Genomic DNA, 20,693 nt, shown 5'->3' with positions numbered 1-20,693 from the left:
ATTTCGACTCGGGTCCTCGCGATGCTCGGTCCCGGCTCAATCATCGACCGGGCGTTGGTGGTTGAGCCGCTGAGGAGCGGAGCGACGAGGCGTGTCGAAACCTCGGTCGGCCGAGCTCAGGTGGTGACCGCCTCGGAGGTGGGTGTGGACATTCTCGTCTGGCCGGATTTCGACTCGGGTCCTCGCGATGCTCGGTCCCGGCTCAATCATCGATGGGCCTGGCGACTGGTGCTTCGCGAAGATGTCTCCCCTCTCACACTATGGGATGTCGATTCCAAATTTCGGAAGGTGAGAGTTAACCTGGATGGGCGACGCACCCTGCCGCGTGTGATCAGGTGACCACTCTCATCACCCTCGTCCTGTTGTCGGCCCACTTTGTTGTCTGGAGTTTCGCGCATGAGTTCCCTTGCGCTGTCTAATGATTACGTGCCCTCGCATGCCCTGGCCAATGTCCGTGGGTCGGCGATCCGCGACCTGTTGAAGCTCACCGAGCAGCCGCATGTGCTGAGCCTGGCCGGTGGGTTGCCTGCCACGAATCTGATCCCCGCCGACCGTATCTCGCGATGTGCGGCCCGCATCAGTGCCGACTCTGCGTCTTTGCAGTACACCGTCAGCGCGGGCGTCCACGAATGCCGTGAGGCCGTGGCCCGCTACGACGACGTGACACAACCGCGGCGCGTGCTGCTGACCCACGGGTCGCAACAGGCTCTGTTCCTGCTGGCGCACGCCCTGGTGAACCCGGGCGAGATGGTTGTGGTGGACGACCCGGTGTATGTCGGCGCGCTCCAGGTCTTCCAGTGGGTGCGCGCCGACGTCGTGGCCCTGCCGATCACCCCCGCCGGCATGGATGTCGATGCTCTCCGCCACATGCTGGAGGGCGGCGCACGGCCACGGATCGTGCACACCGTCAGCAACTTCCACAATCCGGCCGGGGTCACCGCGACCACCGAGACGCGGATCGAATTGGCTCGCCTCGCCGACCACTACGGTTTCGTCGTGGTAGAGGACGATCCCTACGGGCGCCTCCGATTCACCGGTGACGATGTCGCGACGATCGCCGCGTACGGGGAGCGCGTGGTGCGGTTGGGATCGGCGTCGAAGATCCTGGCACCTGCCCTGCGGGTCGGCTGGATGAGCGGACCACCCGAGATCATCGCGATGGTCGAGCTGCTGCGGCAGGGCGCCGACCTGTGCGGATCGACCTTCAGCCAGCTGGTCGTCGCCGAACTCCTCGACGACGGCGCCTGGCTCGAGACGCACATCGCGCGCATCCGGGACGCCTACCGGGTTCGCGCGACGACGTTGGCCGACGCGCTGACCCGAGAGTTCGGGAGCCGCATCGAGTTCACCCGTCCCGAGGGTGGAATGTTCTGCTGGGCAAGGATTCCCGGCACCGACACGTCGGCGTTGCTGGCCGACGCTCTCGATGCCGGGGTCGCCTATGTGCCCGGCTCCGCCTTCGGGGTGCGTGCGGATCTCGGTGACTGTCTGCGCCTGAGCTACTCGGCGCTGACCCCTGACGAACTGTCCGAGGCGGTGCGGCGGCTCTCGGCGGCACTGTTGGCCTGATCCAGCAACTGCTGGATCAGGGCGCCCGGGAAGGCTCCTCCGGAGAAGTCGGCCAGACGCCCGATCGGGATCGACCCCAGCAGGGCACCCAGGTCGACGCCGAGGGCATCGCCACCCACGGCGTCGCCGAACATCTGTCCGGCCAGATCGCCGAGTGCCTGCGCACCCGCCGGGGTGGCCATCACCTCGGCGATCGTCGATTCCAGGGTGAGTGGGATCGACAGCTCGTCACCGTCGACGCCGACGGTGTCGGTCAGGCGGATGTCACGGCTCGACGCCCCGACCTCAACCCGGTACGTGCCGTCCTCGACCACGAAGTCGTGCACGCGGATGTCCCAGTACGCCAGGTCATCTCGCGAGATGGTCAGGCAGATCTGCTGCGACTGCCCGACACCGAGATCCACCGACGCGAAGCCCTTGAGCTCGCGCGGGGCGCGCGCCACCGCCGAACCGTCGACGCCGACGTAGACCTGCACCACCTCACGGCCGTCGTACGGGCCGAGGTTGGTGACGGTGAGGTCCACGGTGAGTCCGTCGTCGGAGGTGGTGACCACCAGGTCGCGGTACTCGAACTCGGTGTAGGACAAGCCGTGTCCGAAGGGGAACTCCACCTCGAGATCGCGGGCGTCGTACCAGCGGTACCCCACGTGGATGCCCTCGCCGTAGACGACATGTCCGTGCTCGCCGGGGAACGACAGGAACGCCGGGGTGTCGGCGAGCCGCACCGGCAGGGTTTCGGCGAGGCGGCCGGACGGATTGACCTTCCCGAACAGGGTCGCCGCGATCGCCGAACCCCCGGCCTGGCCGAGCAACCCGCAATCGAGGATCGCCGGTGCGGTGAGCGGGGCCAGGCGCAACGCACCGCCGTGTGAGAGGACGACGACGGTGTTCGGATTGGCCGCGACGACGGCATCGGCGAGGGCGAGCTGATCGGCGGGGAGCTCGATGTCGGTGCGGTCGAAGCCCTCGGACTCCTGTCGCTCACCGAGGCCGAGGAACAGGACCACCGAGTCGGCCTGACGGGCGTGGAAGACCGCCGACTCGCGCAGCTCGTCGGCGTCGCCCGAGCCGTCGACGGTGTAGCCCTGCGCGAAGACCAGCTCGCCGGGTGCGAACATACACAGCTCGTCGAGCGGGGCCTCCACCTTGGTGGCGTTGACATGCGACGACCCGCCACCCTGATACCGCAGATCCTCGGCGAAGTACCCGATCACCGCGACCGACCCGGACTCGTCCGAGAGTGGCAGTACATCACCGTCGTTGCGCAACAACACGATCGCCTGTTCGGCGGCCTCGCGTGCCAGGGCGTGGTGGGCGTCGAGATCGGCGATGGCCGGGGCGTCCTCGCGACCCGACGCGGTGCGTGCGACCAGGTCGATCAGCCGGCCGGCCGACGTCGCGAGCGCCGCCGGGTCGAGGGCGCCGGCGGCGACGGCCGCCGCCACTGCCTCGTCGGAGTCGGTGCCGGGGGAGGGCATCGTCAGATCCAGTCCGGCGGCGATCGATGCGACCCGATCTGCCACCGCGCCCCAGTCGCTGACGACCAGGCCCTCGAAGCCCCAGTCCTCGCGCAGGATGGTGGTGAGCAGCTCCCGGTTCTGCGATGCATAGATGCCGTTGATCCGGTTGTAGGCGCACATCAGCGTCCACGGCTGCGCATCCCGCACGATCCGGCGGAACGCCCGCAGGTACAGCTCGTGCAGGGTGCGTTCGTCGATGTCGGAGCTGACCCGCATCCGGTCGGACTCCTGATTGTTGGCCGCGAAGTGCTTGAGCGACGCCCCCACGCCCTGCCCCTGGATGCCGCGCACCCACCCGGTGCCCAGGACACCGGCCAGGTACGGGTCCTCGGAGAAGTATTCGAAATTGCGTCCGCCGAGCGGGGACCGCTTGAGGTTGACGCCGGGGCCGAGCACCACCGACACCCCGGCGGCGCGGGCCTCGGCGCCCAGTGCGGCGCCGATCCGCTCGGCGAGCGCGGGGTTCCAGGTCTGGGCCAGCCCCACCGCCGGCGGGAAACAGGTCGCCGGGACGCTCCCCGACAGGCCGAGATGATCGGCGGCCCCCTCCTGCTTGCGCAGGCCGTGCGGGCCGTCGGTGAGCATGATCGACGGCAACCCGTCGACGGGCTCGGTGGTCCAGAAGTCGCGGCCACTGGTCAGGCGGGCCTGGTCGGCGATGGACAGCGAATCAGCGGTGGGGAAGTCGGTCTCGGCGGCCCGGGTCACGGTGAGCTCCTTGCTGTGCGAGGGTCGGCCGGCGCGTGTCGACGGATGACTCCCGGCCCGGGTTCCGACGGTAGTCGCACCGGGTGACCAGGCGAGTGAAATGTCCGGTTGTCCACAATCATGTGGCGCCGATCGGCCGCCGCCCGGCCGCATCACTACACTGGTCGAAGTGGCAGGCCGAATCCCCGATCGCGATATCACGGCAATCCGTGACCAGACGCGGATCGAGGAGATCATCGGCGACTATGTCGCCCTGAAACAGGCCGGACCCGACCGTCTCAAGGGCCTGTGTCCCTTCCACGACGAAAAGACCCCGTCGTTCCACGTCCGGCCCCTCCACGGTCACTTCCACTGCTTCGGCTGCGGTGAGGGCGGCGACGTCTACAGCTTCTTGCAGAAGCAGGAGCACGTCGGCTTCGTCGAGGCCGTCGAGCAGCTGGCCGACCGCATCGGCTACCAGATCCACTACGAGGGCGGCGGCCCGAGCGTCCAACGTGACCGCGGCACGCGCGCCCGGCTCGCCGCGGCGAATGCCGCGGCCCACAAGTTCTACGTCGAGCAGCTGCAGACCCCCGACGCCAAGACCGCCCGCGACTATCTGACCGAGCGGAACTTCGACGCCGCTGCGGCCGCCGCATTCGGGTGCGGATATGCACCCGCCGGCTGGGACGTGATGACCAAGCACCTGCTCTCGCAGGGGTTCGAGTTCGCCGAACTCGAGGCGGCCGGCCTGTCCAAGCAGGGACGCAAGGGGCCGATCGACCGGTTCCACCGTCGACTCCTGTGGCCGATCCGCAACCTCGGCGGCGACATCATCGGCTTCGGGGCGCGCAAGCTGTTCGACGACGACACCCTCGGCAAGTACATGAACACGCCGGAGACCATGCTGTACAAGAAGTCTCAGGTGCTCTTCGGGCTGGATGTGGCCAAGAAGAACATCGCCCGTGGACATCAGGTGGTGATCGTCGAGGGCTACACCGACGTCATGGCGATGCACCTGGCCGGGGTCACCACCGCCGTCGCGTCCTGCGGTACCGCCTTCGGTGAAGACCACCTGGCGCTCGTTCGGCGGCTGATGATGGACGACTCGTACTTCCGCGGTGAGGTGATCTACACCTTCGACGGTGACGACGCCGGAAAAGCGGCTGCGCTCAAGGCTTTCGAAGGTGAGCAGTCGATCGCCGGCCAGACCTATGTGGCGATCGCCCCGGACGGTATGGACCCGTGTGAACTACGCCAGGAACGCGGCGACACCGCCGTCCGCGACCTGATCGCCCGGCGCGTGCCGATGTTCGAGTTCGCGATCAAGACGATCATCGCCGAGTACGACCTCGACACCGCCGAGGGCCGCGTCCACGCGCTGCGCGAGGCGGTGCCGGTGGTGTCGCGGATCAAGGACGTCGCGCTGCGCGACGAGTACGCCCGTCAGCTCGCCGGCTGGGTCGGCTGGGAAGAGGTGGGCCAGGTGCTCGCGCGGGTGCGTGAGGAAGGCGCCCGGTTCGCCCGTGCCACCGGACGCAGTCGTGGTCGGGGCCGGCCGATGCGCCGTGACCGCCCCGAGGCGACAAAGGACCCCGACATCGGGCACCCGCGGTCCGACGACCCACGTCTGTGGGTGCAGCGCGAGGCGCTCAAGGGTGCTCTGCAGTATCCGGCGATCGCCGGAACGGTCTTCGACTCGTTGCCCGAGGAGTGCTTCACCGACCACGCGTATGCGCGGTTGCGCCAGGCGATGGCCGATCTGGGTGGTACGTCGTCGGGGATGGGCGGCGCACAGTGGGTGGACGCGGTCAACCATGAGGTCGATGACCTGGTGTTGTCGTCGCTGGTCACCGAGCTCGCCGTCGAACCGATCCCGGTGACCGAGGACAACATCCCGCGCTACATCAACAGCGTCCTGGCCCGGTTGCAGGAGGTGTGGGTGGGATCGCAGATCGCCGACATCAAGTCGCGCTTGCGGCGGATGGCACCCAGCGACGATCCGGACGCCTACAACGCAGTCTTCGGTGATCTCGTTGCGCTCGAGGCCTACCGTCGCAGCCTGCTCGAGCAGGCCGTCGACCCGAGCGCCACCGCGGGCTGAGTCGATCGGCCGGCCTGCTCAGGCGGCGGTCGCGTTGCGGATGCCCGGCCGTAGTTCCGGCGGGAACAACGGGCGGTGCGGATCCTCGGCGTTGTACTTGCAGCCGCCGGCATAGGTGTGCGGGCCGTCGCACCGGTCGGGAACCGGGCGTGGACGTCCCCAGATGTGGTCTGCGTTGATGCTCATGGTTGCCCCCTCGACTGATTTGATCCCCGGTGGTGTCCGGCGGATGAGATGCAGAAAAGTATGGGTCGATACCTGTCCGAACGGGCAGTGAGCGCACCGTTTCACTCCGGGTGATCGGCGAGGTGAAGATCACAGGTCGTGATCGGGTGTCGAGGCCGCGGGCCACGCGGTGCGCAGCGGTTCGGGTGTCCATGCGGGCCAGTCCGGGGTGAGTGTCGGTGTGCTGTCGGCGAATCGGGCGACGATCCGGGTGCGTCGGGCATGGTTGTCGTAGACGGTCGCCTGCTCGCACCGCCCGATCGCGGTCACGACGAGGGGCCACACCCTGGCGTAGCGGGCGCGGATCTTGTCCTCCGGCACCGAATGGCCGCCGCTGTCGACGCGTAGGCGGACGCGGTGGACCGCGTACTCCTCGGGGACCATGACCACATGCAGCACCACCCGGAATCCGTGCTCGTGTGCGTCATCGATGAGGTCGAGTTTCGACGGGTGCGAGAAGACCGTCTCGGCGATGAACGAGCGTTGGAGTCCGATCAGGGTGTCGCGCGTGCGCGCGGCGATCCGGGCAGCGTCGTAGGAGTGCGCCTCGGCGTCGGAAGGCCAACGGCGACGGGCGATCTCGTCGGCGTTCACGAATGGTGTGTGCAACAGGGGGAGGAGGTGATGCTCGACGAGGGTGGTCTTGCCCGCCCCGTTGCAGCCGACGACCAGGTCGAGTCGGGCACTCACTCCAGGACGACGATGCTGCCGTCGGGACGGTACTCGACCATGCGTCCGGCATCGTCGACGGCGACCGACGCGAATCCGGCGGCGCTGCGTTCGGCGACGAGGTCGGTCTGGTCGAGACGCTCCTCGAGGAGGGCGTCGATCTCGGAGTCGAAGACGACGGTCTCTTCTTCGGTGAGATCGGTGATCGGCAGCGTGCCGGCCAGCGCTGCCTCGACCCGGCGGCGCGCGGCGCTGGTGCGTACCGACACGCCGCGGCCGACGCGGGCCCAGTGTTCGAGTTGCTGGCGGGCCGAGCGGTGCTCACGGGCGCCCTCGGCGCCCGCAGCGTCGACGAGTGCTGCCGAGAACCGGGTGACCTTGTCCGCCGTCGCCTTGTTCGTCGTCGCCTTGTTCGTGGTCGCCTTGTTCGTCGTCATGGCCGCCTCCGCGTGTTGCAGTGTGCTACATCATCGAGCGTAACAGAGTGCTACGCGCCGTTTGGTGTCGCGGTCCGGACCGTACGTGAGGCGAGCCGGGCCCGGCCATGCGGATTCTCGACGAACTGCGGATTCTCGACGAACTGCTGGTCGCCCACGCACCGGTTCGCCCCGGCGCCGTGGAGAGTTCGACGGCCGGTATCGCGTCCGGTGGTCGCGGCGCGGCGGAATCGTCTGGGGCAGAACACCACACCCGGCCCGACGCGAGGCGTCGGGCCGGGTGTGGTGTTCTGCGTCAGTCCTTGTTGCCGGGGATTCCGACGGCGAAACCCCATCCGATGATCACGCTCGAAACCAGTGCCACGAGCGGCACAACCCACATTGCGTCCATGCGAGGGACGCTACGCGCGCCGCCGGTGGGTGGGGAGTGGTTTGGGCGATATCGGGACCTCCGGCGGCGAGGTCGGGACCTTGGTCGCGGCTAGGGGCGCTGCGATAGTGTTGTCGCCGCACGGGGAGTTAGCTCAGTTGGTTAGAGCCGTCGACTCATAATCGATTGGTCGCGGGTTCAAGCCCCGCACTCCCTACGCCTGGCCCGGTCTCGTGTCGAGTGACACGAGACCGGGCCGTGTTGTTGAAGGGTTCGAGAATAATGGTCTTGAGCAGCCGTTTTGTAGTTGTCGCGAACGTTGCGCTAAAGTTCATTCTCGTTCGGGTGATGCCCCACAAGGGCCCCGCCGGAGCAGCCAAGCAATCCCCCATAGCTCAATTGGCAGAGCATTCGACTGTTAATCGAACGGTTACTGGTTCGAGTCCAGTTGGGGGAGCCATGAAGGCCCCGTCACCGCAGGGATGCGGTGACGGGGCCTTTCACGTTCCGATGTACACGTCCTGTCGGCCTGCAGTCGGCGACACGGTTCGCGAGCCGGGGCGCCCAGCCCATGAGGTCGGACAGCGGTGCAGGATCTCGGGCGATCACCAGGGCTATCCGCGGTGATCGCTTTCAGATCAGGATCCCAGGACGATGCCGGGCACCTCGGACAGAGTGGCGGACAGGGCGTCGATCTTGTCCGACAGCGACTTTCGCTGCTCGGCGTTCACCTCGGTGTAGGAGACGTAGCCGTCACCCCCGCGGAACCGGTTGATCGCGGTGCGCACGTCGGCGAACTGCGCGGTGATCTTGTTCATCAGTTCCGGGTTCTTCGCGGAGATGATCGGCTGCATGTCGGCGATCAGCGTCTCGGCACCATCGACGTTGGCGGCGAAGTCCCAGAGGTCGGTGTGCGAGTAGCGATCCTCTTCGCCACCCACCTTGGTGGCGGCGATCTCGTCGATCAGCGCCTGAGGCCCCTGGACGAACTGCCGGTCCTCGAAGGTGAAGTCGGGCTTGTTCACTTCCTCCTTCAGTTTGTTGACGTTGGCCAGCAGGTCGTCGGCGATCTTCTCGATGTTGGCCGCGGTGTCCTCGGTCTTGGCATTGGCGGCGTCGGCCGGGGCGATCTGACCCTCACCGTCGCCGATCTCCTGCGGCTGCGGGGGCCACAGGTAGCGCTCGATGCGGTGGAAGCCGGTGAACGGGTCGGCGCCGTCGCCGGTGTCGTCCCACCGCATGTCGATCGCGGGATCGAGATCCGGGAAGGACTCGGTGACCGGCTCGACCCGCTCGTAGAAGGTGCGGACCTGACCGAACTGTGCCCGGGCGGCGTCGAGGTCGCCGGCCTTCACATGGTTGACGAAGATCTCGGTCTGGGCGGCCAGACCGTTGACCTGACCGCGGACGTAGTCGAGGTAGCGTCCCTTGGCCGCGTCGACGTCGGCCGGCGCCCGCGACTTCTCCTTCTTCTCACCGGTGACGGTGATCTCTTTCCGGATTCCGGTGCCGACCATGCCGGGCTTACACGCGACCGTGTAGGTCCCCGGGTCGACGACCTCCACCGTCAGGTTCCCCGACAGGCCCGGTCCGATGTTCTCGACCTCGCCGAGCACGCGGTTGTTCTGACCGTAGAGATAGAACTCGGTGATCTTCGAGCCGTTGTTGGTGACCGTGAAGTCGATCAGACCGGTTATGGCCTCGGTGGTGGCCACATCGCAGGCGTCATTGGTCGACATGACCGCGATGGCACCGTCGTCACTCTGCTTCGCGGTGCAGCCCGCAAGGACAACCGGCGCTGCCACAGTGAACAGCAGTGCCGGGACGGTGATTCTCTTGTTCACCTTTGTGTATTCCTTTCAGATACCGGCATCGGGAGTTGCCGGGGTTGGCGACGACGCATCGGTCGGCCGGGCTGCCGGCCGAACTCGATTCGCGCGGAGGAACAACGTGAGCACGATGACCACGTAGAGGCACCACGCCACGACCTGCGCGACGGTGGGATCTGCGCGGAAGTTGAAGATCCCGGCGAGCAGCGTGCCGTACCAGGACGACTGGTCGTAGTGGGCGGAGATGTCGAAGGCGAGGTTCGCACCGCCGGGCAGCCACCCGACGGTCTGCAGTGCGTGCACGCCGTAGCCGAGGATGCCTGCGGCGACGAAGATCAGGAAGACACCGGTGTACAGGAAGAACGTGTGGAAGTTCAGCCGAACCGCGCCGCGATAGAGCAGCACCGTCAGGCCGACGGCGACGAGTACGCCGAGGAGCAGACCCAGCAGCGGCCACAGTCCACCGGAGACGCTCTCGGCGTAGCCGACCATGAGCAACGCGGTCTCGAAACCCTCACGCCCGACGGCCAGGAAGGCCATTCCGGCGACGGCCCACCCGCCGCTCAGCAGCGCTGTCGACATTCCCGCCGCGAGATCCGACGAGATGTGCGCGGAGGCCTGGCTCATCCACAGGACCATGAAGGTGACGATGGCGACGGCGAGTAACGACGCCAATCCGGCGATCAGCTCGGCGGTCAGGGTACTCACCGTCGACGTGCCGAAATGGATGATCAGGAAGATCGCGACGACCATGGCCACCGCCCCGGCCACACCGAGCCAGATCCATGTCACCGCATCGCGGCGATCGGACTTCACCAGGAATGCGATCAGGACCATCACGACGATCCCGGTTTCCAAACCCTCACGGACACCGATCAATCCGCTGCCGAACAACTGGGCAGGGATGGATGGACTGGCAAGTATCATCGCCGGTGGCATTCCTTTCGAGGTCTCGCTGGGAAGTCATGTGGGTGGGAAATCGTGTGGTCGAGAAATCTTGCGGTGGAAAGTCCTGTGGACTCACCGGCGCCGGCGGAAGACGGAGCGCGTGTTCAGGACTCGAACAGGCCCTGTCCCCACCAGTGGCCCGGTGCGACACCGGGTGGGCAGGCGAACAGGGCCGAACCGTTGTGAGTGGTGTACTCACCGAGGGCGTCCTTCGCGGCGAGCGCCTGCTGCATGGGGACGAACTGACCCGCAGGGTCGCGGCAGAACGCGATGAAGAACAGTCCGGCATCGAGGTGGCCGAAACCGTCACTGCCGTCGGTGAAGTTGTATCCGCGGCGCAGGATCTTGACGCCGTCGAGATTGTCGGCGTGGGCGAGTCGCACGTGAGCGTCGCGGGCGATCACCGGGCTCCGACCGTTGGCGAGATCGAAGTTGGGGGCATCGAACTCGCCGGACTGTCCGAGCGGTGCACCTTCTCCCTTGGACCGGCCGATCACCCGCTCCTGCTCGAACAGCGATGCACGATCCCATCGTTCGATGTGCATCCGGATCCGCCGGGCCACCAGGTAGCTACCACCGGTCATCCATTGGGCGGCCGGGGGATTGTCGGCGGGCCGGACCCACACCCATCTGTCGAGCTGCTCGGGTTCCTCTGCCTTCAGATTGGCGGTGCCGTCCTTGAAGCCGAACATGTTTCGTGGTGTCTGTTGGTCGACGGAGGTACTCGACGTCCGGCCGAAGCCCAGCTGCGACCAGCGCACACTGACCACACCGAAACCCATCCGGGCGAGATTGCGGATCGCGTGCACTGCGACCTGTGGATCGTCGGCGCATGCCTGGATGCAGATGTCACCACCCGAGCGGGCCGGTTCGAGCTCGTCGAGTGGGAACACCGGCAACGCGGCGAGCGCGGCAGGACGATGTGCGGCGAGATCGAAACGGTCGGGCCGAGTGGGGTTCTCGGCGTCTGGGCCGAACAGGCCGGGGCCGAATCCGATCGTCAGCGTCAGCGACGACGCGGCCAGCCCGAGTGCCTCGCCGGTGTCGGTGGGGGGACGGTAGTCGCTGAGCCCGACCGCACCGTTCTCGAAGGTCTCCTCGCCGCGGGTCATCCGCTCGGCTGCCGCCGTCCACTGCCGGAGCAGGGCGACCAGTTGCGAACGATCGGTGGTGACCACGTCGAAGGCGGCGAAGTGCAACCGGTCTTGGGCTGCGGTGATGATCCCGGCCTGGCGGTCGCCGCGGAAGGCGATCACCTGCGATGCGGGCTGCCCGGTGGTGGCGCCGGCGACTTCTACGGCGGCGACGCCGGCGGCGATTCCGGCTACACCGGCACCCGCGGCCGCACCGAGCAGTGCGCGTCGGGAGAACCTCGGTGCTCGAGTGCCGTTAAGTGCGTCCGGGGCCGCCTCGTCATTCACCGCGGTAACCGGGTCATCGCGCAGGCGCCAGGCCGGCGGGAATCAGCATCGAACATCACGGTCATGAGGTAACGCTGACCTAACAAAGCTTAGGGGATGCTTAATTGATGAGAATGGTCACGACGCCCCTGCAGGGATTGTGAGCGGGTGCGAGTCCGTGACAACGACGATGTTCACCGCAGAGTGTCGCCTCGCCGACAACGCGGCGTGGCACTCGTTACGCTCCACGTCCGGGAATCCGGTTCATCGCCCGGAATCACGGGCCCGCCACCCAGGTGTCACCACCGCACATGATCGCCCGTCCCTCCGGATCGCGCGCAACCCTGTCGACGCTGCTGTCGCACGGATCGCCGATGTTGTGCACCGAGCCGTCGTCCTCGGCATGCTGCACCCATCTGTACCCGCCGCCGGCTCCCACGTAGATGCACACAAGGCTTGTGCCGTCGGCGGCGGTGCCGAACGAGCGGGCCTCCGTTTCGAAACACGGGCTCCCCTCGGCGACAACCGAACCGCTCTGGAACTCGCGCGTCGCGGTCTCGGTGACGGTGTCCGTCGGCGCAGGGACCGGGGGCTGTGTCGATGTGTCCGGCGGGGGAGTGCCGCCAGGAGTGTTCTTTCCTGCGGTGGTGTCGGCGGACATGGTCACAGTTGCTGCCGGTCCTGCACCACGCTCGATGCGGGTGGGCGTGGTGGTGACGTAGACGATCGCGACGGTGAGCGCCGCGAGGAGCAGAAATGCCACCACCCCGAGCACCCACAGAGTGCGTCGACGGTGGTGTGACGAGTGTTCGGGGTGGATCATCGTCGTGCTCCTCGCCGGGGCGATGTCGCTTCACCTGGAACGGTCGTCGCCAACCCCATGGGGACATCATCCGTCACCTGATGGAGATCTCGGCGAACGTCGAAGCAGACGTCGACCGACGCGCCTACCCTCGGCTCATGGCACTGAGCACAGACGAACGACAAGCGTTTCTGGCCGAGCCCCACGTCGGTGCACTCTCGATTGCGGCAGGCCCGAACGAGGCACCGCTGCTGATCCCGATCTGGTATGACTACAGCCCCGGTGGCGACCTCTGGTTCCTCACCGGCGCGAAATCGCACAAGATGGCACTACTCGAGGCGGCAGGCACGTGCACGATGATGGTCGAACGATGGTCGCCCAGCATCAGATACGTGTCGGCGTCCGGAACCGTGGTCTCGACGACGCCCGCCACGCTCGCCGACCTCTCGGCGATGGCCAATCGCTACCTGCCGGCCGAGGCGGTCGGCGGGTACGTCTCCTCGGCGTCGTCCGGACTATCCGAACAAGTTCGTGTCACCGTTCGACTCGAACGCTGGCTGGGCGCGGACATGGGTCGCGTCTGACGTCAGAAGCGTTCGGGTAAGCGATATCTGACGCTTCCCCGTGCGCTCGGGTCGAACGTCGGCTTCGACTCGCCTCGTCGTTGGGCTTCTCGTCGGCTCAATCATCGACTGTTGCTTGTTGATTGGGGTGACATCAGATGTGGTTGCGTTGCCGAGATCGGGCGGCGGAGGTTTCGACTCGCCTCGTCGCTGCGCTCCTTGTCGGCTCAACCATCGACTGCTGCTTGTCGATTGGGGCGGGGTCGGTGGTTGGAGGTTTCGACTCGCCTCGTCGCTGGGCTTCTCGTCGGCTCAATCATCGACTGCTACTCTCTGGTTGGGACGACAGTGGACCCGACGCATGCGGATTCTCGAAGTTCTCGGGCTCTGGGCCGGTCGCTCGGCCTGGTCAGTCCCAGATGCCGGTCTGTTCAAGATGTTTGACGAGACGGGTGGCGCCGTCGGTGAACTGTCGGCGGGTCTGGACGATCACGGCGTCGAGATCCCCGGTACGGTATGCCGCGATCAATCTGTCGTGGCTGTCCACCGCGACCTCGCCCCACTCTGGATCGGTGGCGTAGAGCTGTGGGGGTGTGTAGCGCGTCGCCGACAACAGGAACCATGCCAGCTTCTTTCCCGCGGCGATCAGGTTGTGCTGACGGTGGAATTCGAACTCCGCATCGGTGACCGCCGTGGTGTCGCCGCTGGTCACCGCGGCGCGCAGCTTCTGGTTGCACCAGGCGAGCTCGTCGAGCTGCTCGGCGGTGATCACCTCGGCAGTCCGCAGCGCGAGTTTGATCGCGATCTCGCCCTGTAACCAGAACAGATCGTCGACGTCGATCCGATCGAGCTCCGACACCATGTAACCGCGATGCGGTTCCAGGCTCACCATGCCCTCACCCCGCAGCGTCAACAGGGCCTCGCGGACCGGGGTGACACTCACGCCCAGGCGCTCCGCAGTGTCGTCGAGCCGGATGAACTCGCCGGGCCGGAAGTCCGCGGTCATGATCAGGTGTCGCAGCTGGGCGGCGACCTCCTCGGACAGCTGGGGGCGTCGCCGAAGGCGAGACCGACCCCGGGGTCCATTCGTGCGCGTCACCGAGCTGTCGGATCCCGAAGGCCGTTCCGGTGATGTCGCGCTGGATTTCATTGGTGTCACCGTAGACCGTCGGGATGATCGCACCATCGGTAACCGCCCATCATCTGTATGGCATCGATCGGGTCGAGTGAGTCAGGCGGGCTACGCATGCGTCCCCGTAATGCGGGCGAGCGGCGGGACACCGACACCAGGACGCGACAGAGGTGCACATATATCAAATACTATGGTTGGTGATCGGCGACACATCCGGGGCCGCTACATTGGTGGCCATGCCGAAGTCAGCGCCCTCGTCGGCGCGTCCGAGGACCACACCGATCACGGAGAATGGGCCGGTCCTCGACGAGAACGCTCCTGTGGACGAGGACGCTCCTGTGGACGAGGACACGGAAGCGGATGAGAGCCGGAGGGTGGGCGAGAAGTCCGGGGGCGACGTCACGCCACTCGATGGGGACGACTTCCTCGCCGCCAACCGGCGCAACCGGGAACGTCACCGCGACGAGGCGGCGCGCAAGGCCGCCCGCAAGGCACGCCGCGGTACGGCAGCGGACCCGGCGGATGACCGTGTGCCCGGCAAGATCACCGGTCCCGCCAGGCGGTCTCGGTGGAGTCGTCCGAGGATCGCGGGCAGTTGGCGGCTGTTCGTGCTCGTCGGCGGCCTGATCGTGGCCGTGGTGGCGCTGGCCGTCTCGACCGCTGTCCTCGCCGTCGCTCTTCACGACGCCCGGTCGACTGTGGCGGCCACACCCGACGACGCCGCGCGCCGCTCGGCGCTCGACACCGCCGAACGATATGCGGTGGCGCTGACCACCTACGACTCGGCGAACTATGCCGATCTCGATCGCCGGATCCGGGAGATGGCCACGCCGGACTTCGCCCGCACCTACATCGCCTCGTCGCGGGATGCGCGTGCCGGAAACACTCAGGCGAAGGGGACGTCCAGCGCGGTCGCCGAGCACGCCGGGATCGTGTCGATGACGCCGGACAAGGCCGTGGTGCTCGTCGCCCTCGACCAGACGGTCACCTCGCCGGAGATCGGGAAGCAGGTGCCCGACGGGATTCCGTATCAATCGCGGGTGCAGCTCACTCTGGCCAAGCGTGACGGCGAATGGCGGCTGGACGACCTGTCGACGGTGTGAGCGGGAGTGAGAAGGTCAGGCGCCCAGCAGGATTCGCTGGGCCAGTGGGTCGATCCGGTTCGGCTCTGACGAGCGACCCAGACGGACCAGATCCGAGATCGCGGCCAAAGCGGCGTGCACCAGGTACCGGGCCCGGGCCGCACCGAGTTCGGGGCGGCTGCGCACCACCCAGGTGGTCCACTCCTCGACGTTGATGCGTTGCTGTCGGCGCAACGCGGTCCGGCGATCGGGTTCCAGGTGCCCGATCTCCGAGGCGTACACCATGATCAGATCCCGGTTGCCACACCACACCTCGACGTAGCGGCGGACCAGCTCGACGATCGCCTCGCGCGGTGTGGAGGACGCGGCGAGGGCATCGGTGATGCAGGCGGTGGTGCGGTCGGAGGCACGCCAGAACGCGGCCTCCAGGATCGCCGCCTTGCCGCTGAAGTGGCGATACACCCCCGATGCCGGGACACCCGACGCGGCGCCGATCTCCTCGATCGTCACGTCGTGGAAGCCGCGGGCGGCGAACAGTGAGATCGACTCGGCGAGAATCATCTCCCGCTTGGCCGACGGCGCGAGACCCGCGTGTGCCGGGGGTGCGGGACATGGTTCGGCGAGCTCGACGTCGACCAGGCCCAATGCCGTGTCCCGCAGCAGGGTCTGTGCCTCTCGTGCCGGCAGCGACGCCCGGTGGGTGGCCGGGCTGGCCACCACGCTCGTCATCGCCGAGGTGATGAGATCGGCATCGGCACGGGACAATTCGGGCCGAATCCGGATGAGTTGGGTGCGCATCCGCCGGTGCTGGGTGATCACCACCGAGCGGACCGGCTCGGCATCCGAACGATCCAGATACTGTGACTCCCATCGGTACAGGCCGCCGGTGCGCCGGTTGTCGATCGCGGTCGTGGCGATCGTCGCGAGCAACTCCGACAACTCGGTCCGAGGATCGGGCTGATCGGACTCGACGCCGGCGATCGCCACCGCCAATCGTTCGGCGAGGCCTGCGGTGGTCTCGCAGAACAGGGCGTACTTGTTGGGGAAATGCCGGTACAGCGCCGCGGCGGAGATCCCGGCATCGTCGGCGATCTGGTCGAGCCGGACCGCGTGGTAGCCGCCCTCGCTGAACGCGCGGGCGGCGGCGTCGAGGATCTGCTGCCGACGATCGGCGGGCCGGCGCCGAACGCCCGTGGAGCGGCTGCGTCGGGGTCGGCCGCCGGAGGTGGACAGATCGTTGCGGGCGGTCACCCCGATCACCTTAGTCGGAAGGAGTGTTCCCTGGTGGCCAGATCGGACATCTTCGGGAAATCGCTGTACAGAGGGTATTGTGCGGGAGCTAAGTAAATCAATATTCTCGTGATCTGGGTCTCAGTGTGGTACGAATTGGACATGGCGCCGAGGGTGCCGTGCCGTCTCATGGGAGTCAGGGGAGCAGTGACCGCCAACATCGATGTCAGCGACAACGCGAATGCCGAAGCCGTCAACGGGATCGTGGCGACGGTCGACCGGCGTGGTGTCGCGCGCCTGACCATCTCGCGTCCGGAGCGGATGAATGCGCTCGACACCGCCGCCACCCGCACATTCAGGGAACGTCTGGCCGCGTGGTCGTCGGATCCCGCGGTGCGGGTGATCGTGATCGACGGTGCGGGGGGCAGCTTCAGCACCGGCGCCGACGTCGTCTCGATCGCACACGGTGGCGGGCTCGACGGACTCAGTGCGGAATCGGCGCGAGGGATCATCTCCGCCGGAACCGATCTCGCCCGTGCGGTGCGTGCGGTGCCGGTCCCGGTGGTGGCGTCGGTGGACGGTGCCGCGGCGGGGATCGGGGCCTCGCTGGCCTTCGCCTCGGACCTCGTGTATGCCACCGAACGTTCGTACTTCCTGCTCGCGTTCATCAACATCGGCCTCATGCCCGACGGAGGGGCGACGATGTCGGTGGCCGCATCGGTCGGCCGGGCTCGCGCCAATGCCCTGGCGATGCTCGGCGAGAAGCTGCACGCACGAGCGGCTTTCGATGCCGGGCTGATCACCGAGACCCTCGCCGGCCGGGAGGCGCTCGACGCGAAGGTCGAGGCCGTCGCCGCCAAGCTCGCCGTCACCTCGCCGGCGGCGCTGCGGCTGACCAAGGCGGCCGTCGACGCCCACACCATGGCCGGTATGGACGCCGCTCTCGAGCGGGAGCTCGCCGGGCAGGCCGAACTGCTGCAATCCGACGAGTTCCGCGCTGCGCTGACCGCTTTCACCGGTCGCCGCTGACCGATGCCGCGCCACCCCTCATCACCGTCGAGAACGTGACCCCGAGCACACAATCCCGCATCACCCGACCGCACGTCCGACCCGACGACCAAGGAGATCCTGCCGATGACCGCGACACTCGACAATCCCAACGACCTCACCACCGAACCGCTGCGTTCGCGTCGGAACCACTGGAACAACCAGATCCGTCGGCATGCGTTCATGAACCCGGACGGTCCGGCGCTGAAGTTCCTCGGTACGGTGACCACCTGGAAGCAACTCGACGACCGGTCGCGGGCCTTCGCCGCCGCGCTGTCGCGGCGCGGCGTGCAGTTCGGTGACCGCATCCTGCTGCTGATGCTCAACCGCAGCGAATACGTCGAGGCGGTCATCGGCGCCAACCTGATCGGCGCGATCGCGGTGCCGGTGAACATCCGGATGAGCCCGGCGGAGGTCGCATTCCTGGTCGCCGACAGCGGCGCCAAGGTGATCGTCACCGAGACCCTGCTCGCCCCGCTGGCCGACGCCGTCGCCGCGTCGACCGGTGCGATCGACCACACGATCGTCGTCGGGGACACCGTCGGCGAGGGACACCTGGCGTACGAGGCGCTGGTCGCCGAGGATGCGTCGGATCTCGCGGATGTCGACATCCCCGAGGACACCGTCTCGCTCATCATGTACACCTCGGGGACCACAGGAAAACCCAAGGGCGCCATGCTGACCCACCAGAATCTGCAGGCGCAGGGCGTCACCTGTATGCAGGCACTGAACACCCGGACCGATGATGTGGCGTCGTGTGTCGCGCCGATGTTCCACATCGCCGGTCTCGGTGCGATGACCCCGCTGTTCTCCATGGGTGCGTTGTCGGTGATCCACCCGCTCGGGGCATTCGATCCCGACGACATGCTCGACACCCTCGAGCGTGAGGGCACCACGTCGATCTTCCTCGTGCCCGCCCAGTGGCAGGCGGTGTGTGCTGCGCAGCAGGCGAAGCCGCGCACGCTCGATCTGCGGGTGATCAGTTGGGGCGCGGCCCCGGCGTCGGATACCGTGCTGCGCGCGATGAGCGAGACCTTCCCGGACGCGTTGAACGTCGCGGTCTTCGGCCAGACCGAGATGTCGCCGATCACCTGTGTGCTCGAGGGCAAGGACGCGCTGCGCAAGCTCGGATCGATCGGCAAGGTCGTCCCGGCCGTGACCGCCCGCGTGGTGGACCCGGAGATGAACGACGTGACCCCGGGTGAGATCGGTGAGATCGTCTACCGTGGCCCCAACATGATGAAGGGCTACTGGCAGAACCCGCAGGGCACCGCCGATGCCTTCGCCGGCGGCTGGTTCCACTCCGGCGACCTGGTGCGCCAGGACGAGGAGGGCTTCCTCTACGTCGTCGACCGTGCAAAGGACATGATCATCTCCGGCGGAGAGAACATCTACTGCGCCGAGGTCGAGAACGTCCTGTTCGGCCACGAGAAGATCGCCGAGGCCGCGGTGATCGGGCGCGCACACGAGAAGTGGGGCGAGGTGCCGGTTGCGGTGGTCGTCCTGGCCGCGGGAGTCGAGGACCTGACCCTCGGAGAACTTGAGCCCTACCTGAACGAGAACCTCGCCCGGTTCAAGCACCCGAAGGACCTCGTCATCATCGATGAGCTGCCGCGCAACGCCGGTGGCAAGGTTGTCAAGCCGTCCCTGCGTGCCGACTACGGCAGCAAGGACGCGGGTCTCGCCAACTGAGCGTCGGCGTCGGATCCGACCGGGACCGCAGGCCCCGACCGACCGCAACCGCGGTCGCTCGGGGCTTCTGGCGTCTTCTGAGACATCTGTCCGAAGATGTTTGGTCGAGCTACTGGACCCGGAACTGGAACACGTTACAATTTTGATGGGGCGTGACAGGGGTCACGTTCACTTAACCAACCGGTGGGGACACGACGGCCGGTCATGAGTGGAGGATTCAGGTGAAGACCAAGGGCGCGCTGCTGCGCGAACTCAACAAGCCGTGGCAGATCGAAGAGATCGAGATCGGCGACCCCAAGGCGCACGAGATCAAGATCCGGATGGAAGCGGCGGGCATGTGCCACTCCGACCATCACCTGATGACCGGCGGTATCCCGATGGGTGGTTTCCCGATCCTCGGTGGCCACGAGGGTGCCGGTGTGGTCGAGGAGATCGGCGAGGGCGTCACCGACTTCGAGGTCGGCGACCACGTCGTGCTGTCGTTCATCCCGTCCTGTGGCAAATGTCCGTCGTGTAAGTCGGGGATGGCCAACCTGTGTGACATGGGTGCCATGTTGCTGCAGGGAGAGGCCGTCTCCGACAACACCTTCCGAATTCACACCGCGGCTGGTGAGAACGTGTACCCGATGACGCTGCTGGGTACCTTCTCGCCGTACATGGTGGTGCACGAGGCGTCGGCGGTGAAGATCGACAACGACATCCCGTTCGAGGTCGCCGCCCTGTGTGGCTGCGGCATCCCGACCGGATACGGTTCGTCCACCCGCAGCGGCGACGTCCGTCCGGGTGAGGACGTGGCGATCGTCGGCGTCGGCGGGGTGGGCACCGCGGCGCTACAGGGCGCGGTGATCGCCGGGGCCCGAAACGTCTTCGCCATCGACCCGGTCGAATGGAAGCGGGAGCAGGCCCTGAAATTCGGTGCGACACATGCCTTCGCGTCGGTCGCCGAGGCTGCGATGACGATCGCGGAGGTGACCCACGGACATATGGCGCACAAGGTGATCGTCACCGTCGGCGAGGTCCACGGCAGCGACGTCGACACCTGGATGGGGATCACCGCCAAGGGCGGCACCTGCGTGCTGACCGGCATGGGAAACATGCTCGAGAGCGACGTGACCCTGAACCTGGCGATGCTCACCCTGCTGCAGAAGAACCTACAGGGCACCATCTTCGGCGGCGCCAACCCCAAACTCGACATCCCCAAGCTGCTGTCGATGTACAAGATCGGCAAGCTCAACATCGCCGACATGATCACCCGCCGGTACCGCCTCGACCAGATCAACGAGGGCTACCAGGACATGCTGGACGGCAAGAACATTCGCGGGGTCATCCGCTACACCGACGCGGATCGCTGAGCGGCCCGGATTCGGCGGACGCCTGCCATCGACGC

General features: G+C 66.9%; 17 protein-coding genes and 2 tRNA genes. 9 read left to right on the top strand and 10 right to left on the bottom strand.

Features of this window, described 5'->3' with window-relative positions; translation table 11 throughout:
• The first annotated feature begins 396 nt into the window (after window positions 1-396).
• Window positions 397-1,569, top strand: a complete 1,173-nt coding sequence (locus ACWDUA_RS05720) for an aminotransferase-like domain-containing protein (RefSeq protein WP_449750028.1) — start codon at window positions 397-399, stop codon at window positions 1,567-1,569.
• On the opposite strand, the gene ACWDUA_RS05715 is transcribed toward ACWDUA_RS05720, so the two are convergent.
• On the bottom strand, window positions 1,500-3,797 hold the full coding sequence (locus ACWDUA_RS05715; protein ID WP_449750027.1) for a glycoside hydrolase family 3 C-terminal domain-containing protein: 2,298 nt from the start codon (window positions 3,795-3,797) through the stop codon (window positions 1,500-1,502). The two genes, ACWDUA_RS05720 and ACWDUA_RS05715, sit on opposite strands and share 70 nt — an antisense overlap.
• 169 nt (window positions 3,798-3,966) lie before the next feature.
• Between ACWDUA_RS05715 and dnaG the strand changes: the two genes are divergently transcribed.
• Window positions 3,967-5,880, top strand: a complete 1,914-nt coding sequence (gene dnaG, locus ACWDUA_RS05710; RefSeq protein ID WP_449750026.1) for a DNA primase — start codon at window positions 3,967-3,969, stop codon at window positions 5,878-5,880.
• Between the two features lie 18 nt (window positions 5,881-5,898).
• Here the strand turns inward: dnaG and ACWDUA_RS05705 are convergent, their stop codons facing one another.
• From ACWDUA_RS05705 to ACWDUA_RS05695, 3 genes are all read right to left on the bottom strand, one after another.
• Window positions 5,899-6,066, bottom strand: a complete 168-nt coding sequence (locus ACWDUA_RS05705) for a hypothetical protein (protein WP_449750025.1) — start codon at window positions 6,064-6,066, stop codon at window positions 5,899-5,901.
• A 129-nt stretch (window positions 6,067-6,195) separates the two neighbouring features.
• On the bottom strand, window positions 6,196-6,795 hold the full coding sequence (locus ACWDUA_RS05700) for an AAA family ATPase (RefSeq protein WP_449750024.1): 600 nt from the start codon (window positions 6,793-6,795) through the stop codon (window positions 6,196-6,198).
• Window positions 6,792-7,211: a TA system antitoxin ParD family protein gene (locus ACWDUA_RS05695; protein WP_449750023.1), complete on the bottom strand. Its 420-nt coding sequence runs from the start codon at window positions 7,209-7,211 to the stop codon at window positions 6,792-6,794. The genes ACWDUA_RS05700 and ACWDUA_RS05695 overlap by 4 nt, the downstream gene beginning before the upstream one ends.
• 513 nt (window positions 7,212-7,724) lie before the next feature.
• Here ACWDUA_RS05695 and ACWDUA_RS05690 point away from each other — a divergent pair.
• A tRNA-Ile gene (locus ACWDUA_RS05690) sits at window positions 7,725-7,798 on the top strand.
• Window positions 7,799-7,965: 167 nt separating this feature from the next.
• Window positions 7,966-8,041, top strand: a tRNA-Asn gene (locus ACWDUA_RS05685).
• A gap of 178 nt (window positions 8,042-8,219) precedes the next feature.
• On the opposite strand, the gene efeO is transcribed toward ACWDUA_RS05685, so the two are convergent.
• The 4 genes from efeO to ACWDUA_RS05665 all read right to left on the bottom strand — a co-directional run bounded on the left by efeO (window position 8,220) and on the right by ACWDUA_RS05665 (window position 12,581).
• Entirely contained in the window at window positions 8,220-9,425 is a 1,206-nt protein-coding gene (gene efeO, locus ACWDUA_RS05680) for an iron uptake system protein EfeO (protein WP_449750022.1), read from the bottom strand.
• Window positions 9,426-9,440: 15 nt separating this feature from the next.
• On the bottom strand, window positions 9,441-10,337 hold the full coding sequence (gene efeU / locus ACWDUA_RS05675) for an iron uptake transporter permease EfeU (protein ID WP_449750021.1): 897 nt from the start codon (window positions 10,335-10,337) through the stop codon (window positions 9,441-9,443).
• A gap of 125 nt (window positions 10,338-10,462) precedes the next feature.
• Window positions 10,463-11,779, bottom strand: a complete 1,317-nt coding sequence (efeB, locus tag ACWDUA_RS05670) for an iron uptake transporter deferrochelatase/peroxidase subunit (RefSeq protein ID WP_449750020.1) — start codon at window positions 11,777-11,779, stop codon at window positions 10,463-10,465.
• 256 nt (window positions 11,780-12,035) lie between these two features.
• A complete protein-coding gene (locus ACWDUA_RS05665) occupies window positions 12,036-12,581 on the bottom strand; it encodes a hypothetical protein (RefSeq protein WP_449750019.1) in 546 nt (181 codons plus the stop codon).
• Between the two features lie 137 nt (window positions 12,582-12,718).
• On the opposite strand from ACWDUA_RS05665, the gene ACWDUA_RS05660 reads away from it, so the two are divergent.
• Window positions 12,719-13,144 (top strand): pyridoxamine 5'-phosphate oxidase family protein, encoded by a 426-nt coding sequence (locus ACWDUA_RS05660; protein ID WP_449750018.1) that lies wholly within the window; start codon window positions 12,719-12,721, stop codon window positions 13,142-13,144.
• A gap of 388 nt (window positions 13,145-13,532) precedes the next feature.
• On the opposite strand, the gene ACWDUA_RS05655 is transcribed toward ACWDUA_RS05660, so the two are convergent.
• Complete coding sequence (locus tag ACWDUA_RS05655; protein WP_449750017.1) at window positions 13,533-14,273, bottom strand: GntR family transcriptional regulator; 741 nt, start codon at window positions 14,271-14,273, stop codon at window positions 13,533-13,535.
• A gap of 356 nt (window positions 14,274-14,629) precedes the next feature.
• Between ACWDUA_RS05655 and ACWDUA_RS05650 the strand changes: the two genes are divergently transcribed.
• Window positions 14,630-15,358 carry a hypothetical protein gene (locus ACWDUA_RS05650; RefSeq protein ID WP_449750016.1) on the top strand — a complete coding sequence of 243 codons (729 nt, stop codon included), beginning with the start codon at window positions 14,630-14,632 and terminating at the stop codon, window positions 15,356-15,358.
• A gap of 15 nt (window positions 15,359-15,373) precedes the next feature.
• Here ACWDUA_RS05650 and ACWDUA_RS05645 read toward each other — a convergent pair whose 3' ends face one another.
• Complete coding sequence (locus ACWDUA_RS05645) at window positions 15,374-16,588, bottom strand: TetR/AcrR family transcriptional regulator (RefSeq protein WP_449750015.1); 1,215 nt, start codon at window positions 16,586-16,588, stop codon at window positions 15,374-15,376.
• A gap of 168 nt (window positions 16,589-16,756) precedes the next feature.
• Between ACWDUA_RS05645 and ACWDUA_RS05640 the strand changes: the two genes are divergently transcribed.
• The 3 genes from ACWDUA_RS05640 to ACWDUA_RS05630 all read left to right on the top strand — a co-directional run bounded on the left by ACWDUA_RS05640 (window position 16,757) and on the right by ACWDUA_RS05630 (window position 20,658).
• On the top strand, window positions 16,757-17,596 hold the full coding sequence (locus ACWDUA_RS05640; RefSeq protein ID WP_449750014.1) for an enoyl-CoA hydratase-related protein: 840 nt from the start codon (window positions 16,757-16,759) through the stop codon (window positions 17,594-17,596).
• A gap of 105 nt (window positions 17,597-17,701) precedes the next feature.
• Window positions 17,702-19,306, top strand: coding sequence for a fatty-acid--CoA ligase FadD5 (gene fadD5, locus ACWDUA_RS05635; protein ID WP_449750013.1), 1,605 nt, complete (start codon window positions 17,702-17,704; stop codon window positions 19,304-19,306).
• 221 nt (window positions 19,307-19,527) lie between these two features.
• Window positions 19,528-20,658, top strand: a complete 1,131-nt coding sequence (locus ACWDUA_RS05630) for an NDMA-dependent alcohol dehydrogenase (RefSeq protein ID WP_449750012.1) — start codon at window positions 19,528-19,530, stop codon at window positions 20,656-20,658.
• The last annotated feature ends 35 nt before the right edge of the window (window positions 20,659-20,693 follow it).

The sequence above is a fragment of the Gordonia sp. NPDC003376 genome, assembly GCF_053589235.1.
Note: the sequence above shows the minus strand (reverse complement) of the source record. Positions and strands in the feature narration are given on the sequence as shown.

What these genes read in the sequence shown, in the direction of transcription:
- ACWDUA_RS05655 (WP_449750017.1), bottom strand. Translation starts at nt 14,273, where the DNA reads ATGAAATCCAGCGCGACATCACCGGAACGGCCTTCGGGATCCGACAGC.
- ACWDUA_RS05660 (WP_449750018.1), top strand. Translation starts at nt 12,719, where the DNA reads ATGGCACTGAGCACAGACGAACGACAAGCGTTTCTGGCCGAGCCCCAC.
- ACWDUA_RS05640 (WP_449750014.1), top strand. Translation starts at nt 16,757, where the DNA reads ATGGGAGTCAGGGGAGCAGTGACCGCCAACATCGATGTCAGCGACAAC.
- ACWDUA_RS05695 (WP_449750023.1), bottom strand. Translation starts at nt 7,211, where the DNA reads ATGACGACGAACAAGGCGACCACGAACAAGGCGACGACGAACAAGGCG.
- ACWDUA_RS05665 (WP_449750019.1), bottom strand. Translation starts at nt 12,581, where the DNA reads ATGATCCACCCCGAACACTCGTCACACCACCGTCGACGCACTCTGTGG.
- ACWDUA_RS05720 (WP_449750028.1), top strand. Translation starts at nt 397, where the DNA reads ATGAGTTCCCTTGCGCTGTCTAATGATTACGTGCCCTCGCATGCCCTG.
- efeU (WP_449750021.1), bottom strand. Translation starts at nt 10,337, where the DNA reads ATGATACTTGCCAGTCCATCCATCCCTGCCCAGTTGTTCGGCAGCGGA.
- fadD5 (WP_449750013.1), top strand. Translation starts at nt 17,702, where the DNA reads ATGACCGCGACACTCGACAATCCCAACGACCTCACCACCGAACCGCTG.
- ACWDUA_RS05705 (WP_449750025.1), bottom strand. Translation starts at nt 6,066, where the DNA reads ATGAGCATCAACGCAGACCACATCTGGGGACGTCCACGCCCGGTTCCC.